This window comes from Pseudomonadota bacterium, from assembly GCA_016711215.1.
Taxonomy (GTDB): Bacteria; Myxococcota_A; Polyangia.
In genome coordinates, this window is the sequence record JADJTL010000001.1 from 1,281,361 (window position 1) to 1,294,853 (window position 13,493).

General features: G+C 68.8%; 11 protein-coding genes and 2 tRNA genes. 10 read left to right on the forward strand and 3 right to left on the reverse strand.

Translation table 11 applies throughout. From position 1 onward, the window contains the following. Positions 1 to 4 precede the first annotated feature (4 nt). Together IPL40_04995 and IPL40_05000 are read right to left on the reverse strand one after the other, a co-directional pair. Complete coding sequence (locus tag IPL40_04995; protein ID MBK8480514.1) at positions 5 to 934, reverse strand: hypothetical protein; 930 nt, start codon at positions 932 to 934, stop codon at positions 5 to 7. After that, entirely contained in the window at positions 931 to 2,787 is a 1,857-nt protein-coding gene (locus IPL40_05000) for a protein kinase (GenBank protein ID MBK8480515.1), read from the reverse strand. Before IPL40_05000 ends, IPL40_04995 begins: the two co-directional genes overlap by 4 nt. 108 nt (positions 2,788 to 2,895) lie before the next feature. On the opposite strand from IPL40_05000, the gene IPL40_05005 reads away from it, so the two are divergent. The 10 genes from IPL40_05005 to IPL40_05050 all read left to right on the forward strand — a co-directional run bounded on the left by IPL40_05005 (position 2,896) and on the right by IPL40_05050 (position 9,142). Beyond that, a tRNA-Val gene (locus IPL40_05005) sits at positions 2,896 to 2,970 on the forward strand. 149 nt (positions 2,971 to 3,119) lie between these two features. Then, on the forward strand, positions 3,120 to 4,973 hold the full coding sequence (gene thrS / locus IPL40_05010) for a threonine--tRNA ligase (GenBank protein MBK8480516.1): 1,854 nt from the start codon (positions 3,120 to 3,122) through the stop codon (positions 4,971 to 4,973). A gap of 20 nt (positions 4,974 to 4,993) precedes the next feature. Beyond that, complete coding sequence (rpmI, locus tag IPL40_05015) at positions 4,994 to 5,200, forward strand: 50S ribosomal protein L35 (protein ID MBK8480517.1); 207 nt, start codon at positions 4,994 to 4,996, stop codon at positions 5,198 to 5,200. Between the two features lie 14 nt (positions 5,201 to 5,214). Then, positions 5,215 to 5,568, forward strand: coding sequence for a 50S ribosomal protein L20 (gene rplT / locus IPL40_05020; GenBank protein ID MBK8480518.1), 354 nt, complete (start codon positions 5,215 to 5,217; stop codon positions 5,566 to 5,568). A 339-nt stretch (positions 5,569 to 5,907) separates the two neighbouring features. Next, positions 5,908 to 6,186, forward strand: coding sequence for an integration host factor subunit alpha (locus IPL40_05025; GenBank protein MBK8480519.1), 279 nt, complete (start codon positions 5,908 to 5,910; stop codon positions 6,184 to 6,186). Between the two features lie 151 nt (positions 6,187 to 6,337). Continuing rightward, a complete protein-coding gene (locus IPL40_05030) occupies positions 6,338 to 6,658 on the forward strand; it encodes a MerR family transcriptional regulator (GenBank protein MBK8480520.1) in 321 nt (106 codons plus the stop codon). A gap of 55 nt (positions 6,659 to 6,713) precedes the next feature. Then, positions 6,714 to 6,788: transfer RNA gene (locus IPL40_05035), tRNA-Pro, on the forward strand. 68 nt (positions 6,789 to 6,856) lie between these two features. Beyond that, entirely contained in the window at positions 6,857 to 7,741 is an 885-nt protein-coding gene (surE, locus tag IPL40_05040) for a 5'/3'-nucleotidase SurE (GenBank protein ID MBK8480521.1), read from the forward strand. A gap of 4 nt (positions 7,742 to 7,745) precedes the next feature. Continuing rightward, a complete protein-coding gene (locus IPL40_05045) occupies positions 7,746 to 8,432 on the forward strand; it encodes a protein-L-isoaspartate(D-aspartate) O-methyltransferase (GenBank protein MBK8480522.1) in 687 nt (228 codons plus the stop codon). A gap of 140 nt (positions 8,433 to 8,572) precedes the next feature. Continuing rightward, on the forward strand, positions 8,573 to 9,142 hold the full coding sequence (locus IPL40_05050) for a peptidoglycan DD-metalloendopeptidase family protein (protein ID MBK8480523.1): 570 nt from the start codon (positions 8,573 to 8,575) through the stop codon (positions 9,140 to 9,142). Positions 9,143 to 9,192: 50 nt separating this feature from the next. Here IPL40_05050 and IPL40_05055 read toward each other — a convergent pair whose 3' ends face one another. Further along, positions 9,193 to 13,197: a hypothetical protein gene (locus IPL40_05055; protein MBK8480524.1), complete on the reverse strand. Its 4,005-nt coding sequence runs from the start codon at positions 13,195 to 13,197 to the stop codon at positions 9,193 to 9,195. Positions 13,198 to 13,493 lie beyond the last annotated feature (296 nt).

The window sequence follows — 13,493 nt, forward strand, 5'->3', positions numbered from 1 at the left end:
TCCTTCAGTAGGTCCACTGCAGGCCCAGGCCGCCCGGGCTGCCGGTCAGCAGCGGCAGCCGCCGCATCGGTGCCTCGCCTCGGCGACTGAGCGCGCCGGCCGGCGAGGGGGGATGCGCCTCGCCGACCACGACCTCGCGGCGGTGATGCACCAGCGCGTCGATCACCCCGGCGATCGCTGCGGCCCAGAACAAGCCGCCGGCGGCGACCTGCAGCACGTTGAGCGTGCGCGCGCGGTTCAGCTCGGCGGGCGGCGGACGGCTGTCTGGATAGCGCAAGCGCAAGGCCAGCGCCGCGCCGAGCGAGGTGCCCCCCAGTGCAACCTGGGTCGCCAGCAGCGCCAGACCCTTGCCGCGTTGACCGCTTTGGAACTGGCCCGCACCAAAGGGGAGGAAGTTGATCCACAGCGCGTGACGCTCGACGCGCAGATAGCGCCCCGCCGGATCGAGCGCCCGCGCTGACCCCTCGGGCGCCGCTCGCTCTCGGCGCGCGCGCGTGCGCGCCTGGGCTCGCTCTCGCTCGGCGACCTCGCGCAGCAGCAACGCATTGCGGCGCTTGACCTCCTCGAAGAGTTCCACCGCCACTGGCGGATCGACCAGCGGATCGAGCTGGTAGCTCGGCTGCGCGACGAGGATGGCGAGGAAGGACTGCTCGGCGCGGGCGCGGTCACGCGCAAAGACGTAGCTGACGCCCAGCATCCTATGCGCGCTGAGGTAGTCCTCGCCGGTGGCGAGCCGGTTGCTCGGATAGAGCAGCGGCTGGAGCAGCGCCACGGTCTGCTCGTAGCGCCCCTGCGCGTAGGCCTCCTGCGCCACGGCGAGCGGCTCGCGCGGCGCCGCGGCCTGCGCCTGTGCCACCGCGGGAGCGCTGGCGAGCAAGAGCAGTACAGCGCCGAGGGCACCGAAGCGCCGCGACAGCGCTCCACGCTCCGTCACAGGGGTCTCGGTGTCATTGTCACCTCGGAGGTCGTATTCGCCCGCACGGTCACCGTGCGCTCTTCCGTCAGGTACCCCTCGGCGCTCGCGGTCACCTGAACCTGCGTGCGACCGTCATCAGCATACGACGGAATCGGCACCTCGATCGCCTGACCCGGTCGCGCGGCCACCGTGCCGACGACCACGGTGGTCGCCGGGGGCGCCGGATCGAGCGTGACGATCAGCCGTGCTGGCTTCCAGGGCAAGCGCACCCGCAGGGAAGGCGCGTTCCACCTCGCGTCGAGTTGCACCCGCTGCTCAAAACAGCAGGCCTCGTTGCGAAAAATCAGCGTCACGGGAGCCAGCGGAAGATCGAGATAGCGCAGGTCCGGACCGTAGGCTCCGATCTCCCGACCGTCGACCCAAATCGTCACCGCTTTCGGCGTCGGCACGATCTCGACGCGGCGTCGGACGGCGCCGGTCGCGGAGGAACCCTCGGGCAGCGAAGGCCCGGCTGCGCCACGACGCGGGGAGGCCGTCCGCAGGGCGTCCACGGCGGCGGGGCGGTCGGTCACCTGAGCGCTGGGCGCGAGCGCAGGCCGGGGCCCCGTCGCGCGTCCGCTGCTCTGCTTCGCGCGCTGCACAGCCACGATCCTCGCCGGCCGGCGCCGCAGGTCGGGCGCCGACGGCAGCGACCGGGCTGGCTGGGCGAGGGGAGGGTGGGGCCGCCGCGCACGCTGCGCGACGATGAGGTAGGCCAAGCCGCCGAGCGCGAGGATCGCCAAGAGCACGACCCCCGTGCGCATCCAGCGCCGGCGCGCCGAGAGGCGACCGAGCAGCGCCAGCGCCTCCCCGTGCGCGGGATCCGCGCTGAGCAGGCGATCGAGCTGTTGCAGGGCGCGAGCGTGCTGTCCCTGCTGCAGGTAGCGGCGTGCCTGGGTCAGGAGCGCGGGGACGATCCGCTCGGGTAAGGAGCTCGAGAAGAGCTCCGGATCGGCGAAGTAGCGCTGCAGCTCGCCCTGCACCTCGGTCAGCCCCACCGCGCTCAGAAACTCCCGCAGATCGTCGGCGAGGGCCACGACGCTCGGGTAGCGCGCCTCCGGATCGCGCGCCAGCGCGCGGCGAATGATCGCGCCGAGCTGGGCGTCCACGCGCGGGCTGGCGGCCTCGGGCGGCGGGAAGCGACCCTCCGCGATGCGGCGGAGCACCTCGTGCGCGTTGCTGCCGGTGAAGGGCAGCTGCGCGGTGGCGAGCTGATAGAGCAGCGTGCCGACGCTGAAGACGTCCGAGCGGTAATCCACGCGCGCGCCGGTGACGAGCTCGGGCGACATATAGGCCGGCGAGCCGATCAGCTGACCCGTCACCGTCAGCTTGGCCAACTCGACCATCTGGGCGATACCGAAGTCGGTCAGCTTCACCCGCCCATCACGCCGAATCATGATGTTCTCGGGCTTGATATCGCGATGGATAATCGAGAGCCCGTGGGCATGCGCGAGCGCCGCGCAGACCTCGATCACGATCATCGCCGCCAGCTCCGGATGCGCGACCGGATGCGCGGCGACGAACTGCTTCAGCGTCTCCCCGTGGATGAACTCGGTGACGATGAAGCTCTCATCCGAGTCCGCGCCCGAGTAGTCGTAGATCTCGATGATGTTCTCGTGGCGCAGCCGAGCCACCGCCTGGGCCTCGCGCTGGAAGCGCTCCTTCGCCTCCCGCTCCTTGGCCAGGTGCGGGTGCAGGACCTTGACCGCCACCTCGCGATCAAGGTGCGTGTCCCGTCCGCGGAAGACGACGGCCATGCCGCCGTGCCCGACCTCTTCGAGCAACTCGTACTTCTGCAGGCGCCGGCGCGCGCTGAGCGGCGAAGTGCTCATCATGGCGACTTGACCCGCAACGGGTCGGCGCCTGCCGCCCATGGATTCGTTCGCTCTGACATTACCCTTGACGGCGTTGGTCGCGACGTCTAATTAACCGAACAGGACAGGCACGTAGCTCAGTGGGAGAGCACTACCTTGACACGGTAGGGGTCGGCGGTTCAATCCCGCCCGTGCCTACCACGACTGTCCTGGCGCGCCGCCGCGCGCAACCCCCGGCGCAGAGTCAGGTACCCAAGTCTGCCGGGCCTGCCGGCGGGAGGCGGGGGGAGCCGAGGGCTGCGCTGCATCCCGATGCAGCGTCTCGCGCCGCGTCGGCAGCGCTTCTGGGGATGGTAACAATGCAAGACAAACGACAGCCGACAGATCCATGCGGCGATCCATGCGACGCCTCGACCACCGCGTCCGCTACGCCGCCGGTCGCAGTTGCGCCGCCGCCGGTGACTGCGCCGAATACGCTGAGCGACCTCGATCGGCTCCGACACAGCGCCGCCCACGTGATGGCCGATGCGGTCAAGCGCCTCTTTCCCGCCGCCAAGATCACCATCGGTCCGCCGATCGAGCAGGGCTTCTACTACGACTTCGACGTACCCGAGCCCTTCGCCGACGCCGATCTCGCGCGGATCGAGCAGGAGATGGCGACGATCATTGCCGCCGATCACCCCTTCGAGCTGCGCGAGCTCGCGCGGGACGAGGCACGGATCCTCTTCGCCTCCTTGGGCGAGGACTACAAGCTGGAGCTGCTGGATGCGATTCCTGCAGGCGAGCCGGTGACGGTCTGCCAGCATGGCGCCTTCGTCGACCTCTGCCGCGGCGGGCACGTGGCAAGCACCGGGCTGCTCAAGGCGGTGAAGCTGACCGGGGTGGCGGGCGCCTACTGGCGCGGCGATGAGCGCAACAAGATGCTGCAGCGCATCTACGGCACGGCGTTCTTCGCGCCTGCCGAGCTCGAGCAGCACCTCGCGCTGCTGGAGGAGGCCAAGCTGCGCGATCACCGGCGGCTCGGTACCGAGCTCGACCTCTTCAGCATCAACGAGCTGACGGGCCCTGGCCTCGTGCTCTGGCATCCGCGCGGTGCGCTGGTGCGCCACCAGCTCGAGACCTTCTGGCGCCAGGAGCACCTGGCCGCCGGCTATCAGCTCGTCTACACGCCGCACCTCGCCCGCGAGGCGCTCTGGCGCCAGAGCGGGCACCTCGACTTCTATGCCGAGAACATGTACGCGGGCATGGACATCGACGGCCAGCAGTATCTGGCGAAGCCGATGAACTGCCCCTTCCACGCGATGATCTACAAGCACGCGCTGCGTTCGTATCGCGAGCTGCCGCTGCGCTGGGCCGAGCTGGGGACGGTCTATCGCTACGAGCGGACGGGCGTGCTGCACGGTCTGTTTCGCGTGCGCGGCTTCACGCAGGACGACGCACACCTCTACGTGCGGCGCGATCAGCTCGCGGGCGAGATCGATCGTGTGATCGATTTCTGCCTGAGGATGCTGCGCGCCCTCGGCTTCCAGGACTTCGAGCTCTACCTGAGCACGCGACCGGAACACTTCGTCGGGACAACGGAACAATGGGACGAGGCCGAGGCGATCTTGCGTCGCTCGCTCGAGGCCAGCGGCGTGCCCTTCCAGGTCGACAGCGGGGGCGGCGTGTTCTACGGGCCCAAGATCGATCTGAAAATCAAGGACAGTCTCGGTCGCCGTTGGCAGTGCTCGACCGTCCAGGTCGATTTCCAGCTACCCGAGCGCTTCGACATGACCTATGTCGGCGAGGACGGTGGTCGGCAGCATCGTCCGATCATGATCCACCGTGCGCTCCTCGGGTCGATCGAGCGCTTCTTCGGCATTCTCGTCGAGCACTATGCGGGGGCCTTTCCGGTCTGGATGGCGCCGGTCCAAGCGACCGTACTCAACGTGACGGATGCCCAGGCTGCCTACGCGACCCAGGTACGCGACACCTTGCGAGCGGCGGGCCTGCGCGCCGAGGCTGATTTACGCAACGAGAAGCTCGGTGCCAAGATACGCGAGGCGCAGCTGCAGAAGGTGCCCTACATGCTCGTGGTCGGCGACCGCGAGGCGAGCGCCGGGCTGGTAGCCCCGCGGCCGCGGCAAGGTGCGGCCTTGCCTGCGCTGCCTCTCGCAGAATTCGTTGACAAGTTAAGCCTGGAGGGGCAGATTCCCCGCGCCTAAGTGCGGGCGGAGTGAGCGCGATGCCGAAGATCAAGATGAAGTCCAACAGCGGAGCGAAGAAGCGCTTCCGCTTCACGGCCTCGGGCAAGGTCAAGCACAAGCGGGCCTTCCGAAGCCATATCCTCACGAAGAAATCCACCAAGCGGAAGCGCCACCTGCGTGGCTGTGGAATCGTCTCTGATTCCGACACCGCGAAGGTCGTTCGCATGCTGCCCTACGGCAGCTAGTCAGGAGCGTTCCGATGCCGAGAGCCAAACGAGGGGTCAAGGCCCGTCGCCGCCGCAATCGCATCCTCAAGGCAGCCAAGGGCTTCGTCGGCGCACGCCGGCGCGTCTACCGCCAGGCCGTGATGACGGTCAAACGGGCGTGGCGCTACGAGTACCGCGATCGTCGGGTCAAGAAGCGTGAGTTCCGCCGCCTCTGGATCATCCGCATCAACGCCGCCGCGCGGACGTTGGGCATGAGCTACAGCCGGTTGATGGGAATGCTGGGCGCCGCCGGGGTCGAGCTCGACCGCCGCGTGCTCTCCGAGCTCGCCGTCGCCGATCCCTCGACCTTCGCCCAGATCATTGATTCGGTGCGCGCGCGCGCCTGACGCGCGCGTCGCGGGTACGCCCTCAGAACCCGGATCAGGGCGAGCCGGCGACTCGCCCGCTCGGCGAGCGCGACGCGACCGTGCGTCGACGCGCCCGAAGCCGGCCCTTAGATTGACAGCGCGAGCCCATCTGGAACATGCTGTCGCTGTTCAGCCAACTCGGTGAGTCAGGATGACGGCGTGGCCTCGGCTGCCGGGCGTTGGGCCCTCGGGCGCCGGCCCCTCTGGGCGATCTCGGCGACCCGAATGCCTGGTCAGAGTCTTGCGTGCTTGCGGCGCCGCCATCGGCGCAGGCGGGCGCAGCACAGCGTCGGAGCCGAAAGGCAGGGAGAGGCAGAGATGACGAAAGCGGACATCATCGAATCCGTCTACGAAAAGGTCGGTGGCTTCTCTAAGAAGGAAGCGGCAGACATCGTCGAGACGGTCTTCGACACGATCAAGGACCGGCTCGAGGTCGGCGAGAAGATCAAGATCTCTGGCTTTGGAAATTTCGTCGTGCGCGAGAAGAAGTCGCGGGTCGGGCGCAACCCGCAGACCGGGCAAGAGATCACGATCAGCGCCCGTCGTGTACTGACCTTCAAGCCGAGTCAGGTACTCAAGACCGCGCTGAACGGTTGATCGACTAATCGCCGGCACCGCAGGCGATCGCCGCCGATCGAGCCGCTTGCGCCACCGCGGGGAGCCGCTACCGAGTGGGACGTGATCTTTCACGCAAGGCACGCAGTGCCGCGCGTGCGCCGACGCCACGGCGCACGATCTTCCGGATAAGCTGCACTTCAAGATCGGCGAAGTAGCGCGCCTCGTCGGCGTCAAGCCGCATGTGCTCCGCTTCTGGGAGAGCGAGTTTGGCGCACTGCGCCCGCAGAAGACGCAGACCAACCAGCGCGTCTATCGCCGCCGCGAGGTCGAGCTCCTGCTGCTGATCAAGCGCCTACTTTATCAGGACGGCTTCACCATCTCGGGCGCAAAACGGCGCATCGCTGAGCTGTCACGCGAGAGCGCCCCGATCCCGGCCGAGGTGAGCACGCTGCTGCGCCACCTCTGCACCGAGCTGCGCGAGTTGGTCGCCCTCACCCGCAAAGAACGCTGACGGCCACGCGCAGCGGTTGACACGTCGCTGGGGCCGGACTAGAAAAGCGGCGCATCGGGGCGTAGCGCAGTCTGGTTAGCGCACTTGACTGGGGGTCAAGGGGTCGCTGGTTCGAATCCAGTCGCCCCGACAGCGGGGGCGCCGCGTCCTGGACGACGGCGCCCCATTTCGTATCGCATCGCGTCAAGCACTGCGCCAATGACCCAACAGACCCGACCCCTGATCCTGGTAACCAACGACGACGGGGTCCTCTCCGACGGACTGAGTCGCCTGGCGGAGGCGCTGCGTGCGGTCGGCGAGGTCGTGATCTGCGCACCCTCGCGGCAGCAAAGTGCCGTCAGCCACGGGATCAGCCTGCACGAGCCCTTGCGGGTGCGGACGCTCGGTCCGCAGCGCTACGCCGTCACCGGTACGCCGGCCGACGCCGTATTCCTCGCGCTTTGCGAAATCTGCCCGCGGCGGCCTGACCTCGTGGTCTCGGGGATCAACCACGGCACCAACCTCGGCACCGACGTCTTCTACTCCGGCACCGTCGCGGCCGCGGTCGAGGCCGCACTGCGCGGAATCCCGGCGCTCGCGATCTCGCTCCAGCTCCCTTCGATCCCGGACGTCTCACCGCAGGACAGCGAGGAGTGGCAGAAGGCCAATCCCTGGGACCCGCTCGAACACCTCAGCCCGGCCCTCGACGGGTTGCTGAGGGAGACCGCCGAATTCGCCGCCGGGCTGGCCCGCGCAGTGCTCGCGCGGCCGCTGCCCCCGCGGGTCGTGCTCAACGTCAATGCGCCGAATCGCCCGAGCCGTGCGTTCTATCTCACGCACCTCGGCCAGCGCATGTACCGCGGCTGCGTCGAGCGCCGCGTCGACCCGCGCGGGGCGCCCTATTACTGGCTCGGCAACACCTTGGAGGACGCGCCTGATCCGGTCGGTAGCGACAGCTGGGCGCTCGCCGCCGGCTGCTACTCGGTCACGCCGGTGCGGCTCGATTGGAACATGACGCCCGCCTTCGGCTGGGGCGCCGAGGTGCCGGGCTTCACTCGCCTGCTCAGCTCCGCGGCGGGCGGAGCGGGGGGGCAGGGGTCCTGAGCGAATGACTGCTCGGGGAGCGCCGGCAGACGACACCGAGCGCTTTGCCGACCGCCGCGCCGCGATGGTCGAGGACCAGGTCGAAGCGCGCGGCGTGCGCGACCTCGCCGTCTTGGACGCCCTGCGTCGCGTGCCGCGCCACCTCTTCGTCGACGCCGCCGACGTCGACCAAGCCTATGACGACCACCCGCTCTCGATCGGCCTCGGGCAGACCATTTCGCAACCCTACATGGTGGCGCGCATGGTCGAGCTCTGCGCGCTCCGCGCCGACGACCGCGTGCTCGACGTCGGCGCGGGCAGCGGCTATCAGGCCGCGGTGCTCGCGCGTTGCTGCGCCTGGGTCTATTCGCTCGAGTTGCTTGGCCCGCTGGCGCGCCGCGCCCAGCTCGCCCTCCAACGCGCGGCGGTGGCGAACGTCACCGTCATCGAGGCCGACGGATCGCTCGGGTTTCCGCCAGCAGCGCCCTACGATGCGATCATCGTCGGCGCTGGCGCGCCGGCCGTCCCGCCGCCGCTGCTCGCGCAGCTGCGCTGCGGCGGCCGCTTGGTGATTCCAGTGGGCGCCGGTCGAGGTCTGCAGTCACTGCAGATCCACCAGCGCAGGACCGAGGGCGTCAGTTGGCGCGAGGACACCGCTTGCCGCTTCGTCGATCTGCGCGGACTTCACGGTTGGCACGACCGCGAGGACTAGCGTCGCCCGCCGCCGCCACGGTGCTGCTGGCAGGGCTCAGCGCGCTGGGCGCCTGTCGGCTGCAGCCTCGGCCTGCGCCTCGGCCTCTCCCTCGGACCTCGCCGAGCAGCCCAGGGCCTCTGCGCGGCACCTGGTATACCGTGCAAGGCGGCGAACGCCTGCGGGCGATCGCGGCGCGCCTGCGTGTGCCCCTCGACGATCTCGAGGAGCTCAACGGTGTTTCCGCCGCCGACCCGCTCACGCCCGGACAACGCCTCTTCGTTCCGGCGCCCGCGCACGCCTCCTCCAGCCCGCGCGCGCGAGCGACCCCGCCAGCACCAACCACGCTGCCCATCACGCTCGCCTGGCCGCTCCAGGGCGGCCGTCTCACCTCGGGTTTTGGCCTGCGCGAGGGGCGCGTCCACGAGGGGATCGACCTGGCCGCCCCCGCAGGCACCCCTGTGCTGGCTGCGGCGCCCGGCCTGGTGATCTACGTCGGCTCCGGCCTGCGCGGCTACGGCAACCTGATCCTGTTGCGCCATCGGGGCGGCATGGTCACCGTCTACGCCCACAATCGCCGCAATCACGTGCGCCAGGGCCAGCAGGTGCGCAGTGGCGAGGTGATCGCCGAGGTCGGTCGCAGCGGCCGCGCCAGCGCCAACCACCTGCACTTCGAGCTACGGCGCGGCGAGGAGCCGATCGATCCCGCGCCCCATCTGCCGCAGCGCTGACCCCAGCGACGCCCGGAAGGGCTAGGGTGGGGAAGGGCTGCGGAGCGGGGCTAGGGGCAGGCGGGGCCGCAATCGTTGCTGTTCCTGCAGCTCTCGCCGGCGGCGATCCAGCACTTGCCATCGCCGACGGTGAAGGTGGGTGAGCAGGTGCGGTTGGGGTCGCAGTCCGCGGGGCTGTTGGTGGTGTCCTCGAGCAGCGGGTCGCAGACGCAGTCGCCGATCACCGGCGTGCAGTCGGCGGCGCAGCTATTGTTGAGCTTCTCGCCGAACTCGCAGATGCCGTTGCCGCAGATCAGCACCTCGGTGCCTGGCCGAACGATCTGGCCGGCGAATAGGCCGTTTCCGAGCTTGCCCTGGTCCGCCCATCCCCAGCAGCGAAGGCGTCCATCGGTCAACCGCGCGCAGGCTAAGTAGCCGGTCGAAGGCACGATTTGCGCGACCGGGGGCAGGTCCACGACCTGCGTGAAGACGCGCGGCGCGGAATTGCTCGTGCACCAGAGGGTGCCGTCCGTCTTGAGCGCACAGGTTTGGTCTGAACCGACCGCAATGTCCGCTACCTGTGTGAGCCCACTCGGCTGTACGGGCGCCTCACGATCGGCAGTTGTGCCATCACCAAGCGTGCCGAATTGGTTTTCCCCCCAGCACCACGCGGTGCCGTCCGTCTTGATTGCGCAGGTGTGGCTCGCCGAAAGGCTCGCGGCAAGCTTCACGACGCTGCTCAGTCCGGTGACCTGGACAGGCGCCAGGCGCGTCGTTACGGTGCGAACCCCGTCGCCGACCGAATAACCCCAATTGCCCCCAAGGCACCAGACGGTGCCGTCGGTTCGTCGGGCGCAGGTATGCCCGTAGCCGATCACCACCTCGGCGACCTGGGTCAAACCGCTGACCGCCACCGGCGTGAGACTGGGGCTGAGGGTGGTGCTTCCGCTGCAACTCGGGCAGCGAGGGTCAAAGCCCCAGCATTTCACCGCTCCCGTGTTGAGCACGGCGCAAGTGGAGGTGCCCCCGGCCACGATCCCGGTGACCCCGGTCAGGCCACTGACGACCACCGGCGCGCGTCGGTCCGTCGTCGTGCCGTCGCCGAGCTGGCCGGAGCTGTTCTGGCCCCAACAGCGCACTGTGGCATCCGCGTAGCGGGCACAGGTGTGGCTCCCCCCGAGTGCGAGCTCAATGGGGGTGCCTACTGCCGACACGAGCACCGGCGTGGAGCGGCTGACGGTGGTGCCGTCGCCGAGCTGGCCGAAGCTGTTGGCGCCCCAACAGCGCCATCGGCCGTCGCTCGCTTGTCGATAACACGCGTGGGAGGAGACCGTTCTCGGCAAGGAAAGGGCGGGACAGTCCGCAGGACAGCTCGCAGGCGTTTCCGCTTCGGAGCACTTGCCGTCGCCGCAGCTTGTCGAGCGGCAGTCGCCGGGGCTGAGTTGCTGGGTCTCGTTGGCCGAACATACGCCGTCGTCCTTGTCGCACCGGATCACCTTGGCCACGACGGGGACCTTGCGGTTCGTGCTGGCTGCGTCGCCGACGAAGCCATTGTAGTTCCAGCCCCAGCAACGCAGCAGGCCGTCGGCGGAGCGCGCGCAGCTCGTCCCGGCATCGCCCACCGCGAGATCGGTGGCGTTGGTCAGACCGCTGACCGTGACGGGCACGAGCCGATTGGTGGTGCTGTTGTCACCGAGCTGGCCAACGACGTTGTAGCCCCAACAGCGCACGGTCCCATCCGCGAGCCGCGCGCAGGTGTGGCCGTCCGCCGCAGCAACCTGCTTGGCGTTGGTGATGCCGCTGACCACCACCGGCAGGGTCCCGCCCACCGTCGTGCCGTCGCCGAGCTGACCGTACCAAGGGCTGCCCCAGGTGCGCACGGTGCCATCCGCCAGCACTGCAGCGCCTGCACCGCCACCGACCGCGAGCCCCGTGGCATTGGTGATCCCGTTGACGGCCACCGGCGTGAGGCGGCGAAGGGTCGTGCCGTCGCCGAGCGCGCCGCCAGTGCCCCAACAGCGCACGCTCCCATCGGCGAGCCGCGCACAGCCATGGCCCGAGTACTGCCCGCCTGCCCCAACCTCGACCACGCCGTTCAGGCCGGCGACCGCGACGGGACTGAGGCTGTAGTCGCTCGCCGATCCGTCGCCGAGCGCCCCACGCGTACTGACGTAGCCCCAGCAGCGGACCGTGCCGTCGTTGAGCCGCGCGCAGGCGTGGTCTTCCCCCACCGCGACCTGGGCAACATTTTCCAGGCCGCTGACCGGCGCGGCGGGAAGCCTTTCGAAGCTTCCGCTGTTGATGGTGCCCCGACCGAGCTGCCCAGCCCAGTTCACGCCCCAGCACCACACGGTGGCATCTGACCGACGGGCACAGGTGTGGTTATCCCCGACGGCCACCTCCAGCACCTTGTCCAGGACGCCGTTCGCGGTGGTCACCGGCCCGGTCGGTATGGGCACCCCATACTGCCCGCCAAAACACCACACGGTACCGTCGGTCTTGACCACGCAGGTTCCGTTGGTGCCGGTGTCGAAACGGCCGACGCAGCAGGCCTGGCCGGGCTGGCAGGTGACGAAGCTCGGGCAGCGGCGGGCGGTGCCCGTGTCGTAGAGATTGAGGCCCAGCCGCGCCTGGTTGGCGCCGGTGCCGACGGGGAAGCTGCTGCAGCTCGTGCCGCTGACGGCGACTGGGGCGAGCTCGGGCACGCCCCAGTCGGTCGCCCACGTGCAGTTTTGCCGGTACCACGGCGCCGCTGACAGGTCGAGCAGCAGCCCATTGCTGACGGTGCCCTTGGAGGCCAGGTCGGGCGTGTTGTAGCCGGGCTCGCACTGGTTGAGCTTGGCGTAATCAAAGGCCCTGCCGCCGGTCTTGTCGGCGTTGTTGTAGGGGCTGACCTGTACGCCGGAGCGGCTGGTGGCGGTCTTGAGCGCCAGCGCGGCGAGAAAGTCGGCTGCCTTGCTGGTGCCGTCGCTGTGATTGTCCACGGGGTTGAGGTTCCAGGCGTTGTCGAGCGCGTAGCCGTTGGCCGGCGTGCCGGGCTGGGTCCGCTCGATGATCGCGCCCAGGTGGGCCTGGATCAGCTCGAAGTGGGCGTTCCAGGTGTTGGCGCCCCAGGTGATCGCCTTGACCATCATCGGGTAGGGCGAGAGCGTGTTGGGCTTGACGGCATAGCCGGCGATGCCGTTGGCCAGCCGGCCGCGGCCGCAGAAGTAGCGGCTCTGGCGGGCAGTCTCGTCGAAGGCCTTGACGCAGAAGTAGCGGAAGAAGGTGCCGAAGGTCGGAATCGTGCCGTCGCCGTTGAGCGCCTGGACCTCGGGGCCGGTCACCGGATGCAGTAGGACGGGGCGGTAGGCCTTGTCGGCACAGGCCAGCGCCTGGGCGGAGAAGACCTCGTGGCTGACGGTGGTCTCGGGAGTGCCGTTGCCGTCGAAGTCCTCGGCGATGTTGACCTTGAGCGGCAGACAGGGGCTGCTGCAGGGCGGGCTGGGGCAGCAGGCCTCGTAGACGCGCTCGACCTGGGTCTTGAGCGTATTCCAGCGCGGCAGCACCAGCTCGACGTCGCGCGTGCCATCCGGCAGGGCCGTCGGCAGCGTGTAGGGTAGCTTCGTCGGTGGGCAGACCACCTCGGTCTGAGCGAAGGTGTACTCGGAGAAGTCCGTCAGCGTCGTCGAGGGAATCAGCAGGTTGCCGACATTGATCGCGTTCATCGCGTTCATCGCGTTCATCGCGTTCATCGCGTTCATCGCGTTCATCGCGTTCATCGCGTTCATCGCGTTCATCGCGTTCATCGCGTTCATCGCGTTCATCGCGTTCATCGCGTTCATCGCGTTCATCGCGTTCATCGCGTTCATCGCGTTCATCGCGTTCATCGCGTTCATCGCGTTCATCGCGTTCATCGCGTTCATCGCGTTGCTGCTGTTGCTCGCGGCCTGCGCCCGCACCGCCGGCGGCGTGCTCAGCGCGCTGTCATCCGCCAGGCCCTCGCAGCCGACCAGGGCGCCAAGAGCCACCAAAGCCCCGAGACGAGCTACCTGCAGCGCCCGACCAAGCCCCGCTCCACTGACAGTTCGACGCATTGACATGAGGCACCTCCGCTTATTGGCATTGCTTCTTTAGTACGCCCGCATACTGGTTTTCTGTCAAGCCATAAATCGACAGGCCCACTCACGCCTCAGGTCCGCGAATCGAGCTGCTGCTTTCCGACTGCTCGCCGCACCAGCTCGGAGTGTCTCGTGCGACGATCGGAGCTCCGCGTAGCAGGAGCCAGACGCGGGACGCGACTGACGAGGAGAGGCTGGGGCTGTGCCTCTGCTTTGTGCCGCGCCACGGGGCGCGTCTGCGCCCACGAACGCTGCTAGGCGCCGATCGGCGC

Coding starts and splice junctions, on each gene's coding strand:
- IPL40_05000 (MBK8480515.1), bottom strand. CDS start 2,787: ATGAGCACTTCGCCGCTCAGCGCGCGCCGGCGCCTGCAGAAGTACGAG.
- thrS (MBK8480516.1), top strand. CDS start 3,120: ATGGTAACAATGCAAGACAAACGACAGCCGACAGATCCATGCGGCGAT.
- rpmI (MBK8480517.1), top strand. CDS start 4,994: ATGCCGAAGATCAAGATGAAGTCCAACAGCGGAGCGAAGAAGCGCTTC.
- rplT (MBK8480518.1), top strand. CDS start 5,215: ATGCCGAGAGCCAAACGAGGGGTCAAGGCCCGTCGCCGCCGCAATCGC.
- IPL40_05025 (MBK8480519.1), top strand. CDS start 5,908: ATGACGAAAGCGGACATCATCGAATCCGTCTACGAAAAGGTCGGTGGC.
- surE (MBK8480521.1), top strand. CDS start 6,857: ATGACCCAACAGACCCGACCCCTGATCCTGGTAACCAACGACGACGGG.
- IPL40_05045 (MBK8480522.1), top strand. CDS start 7,746: ATGACTGCTCGGGGAGCGCCGGCAGACGACACCGAGCGCTTTGCCGAC.
- IPL40_05055 (MBK8480524.1), bottom strand. CDS start 13,197: ATGCGTCGAACTGTCAGTGGAGCGGGGCTTGGTCGGGCGCTGCAGGTA.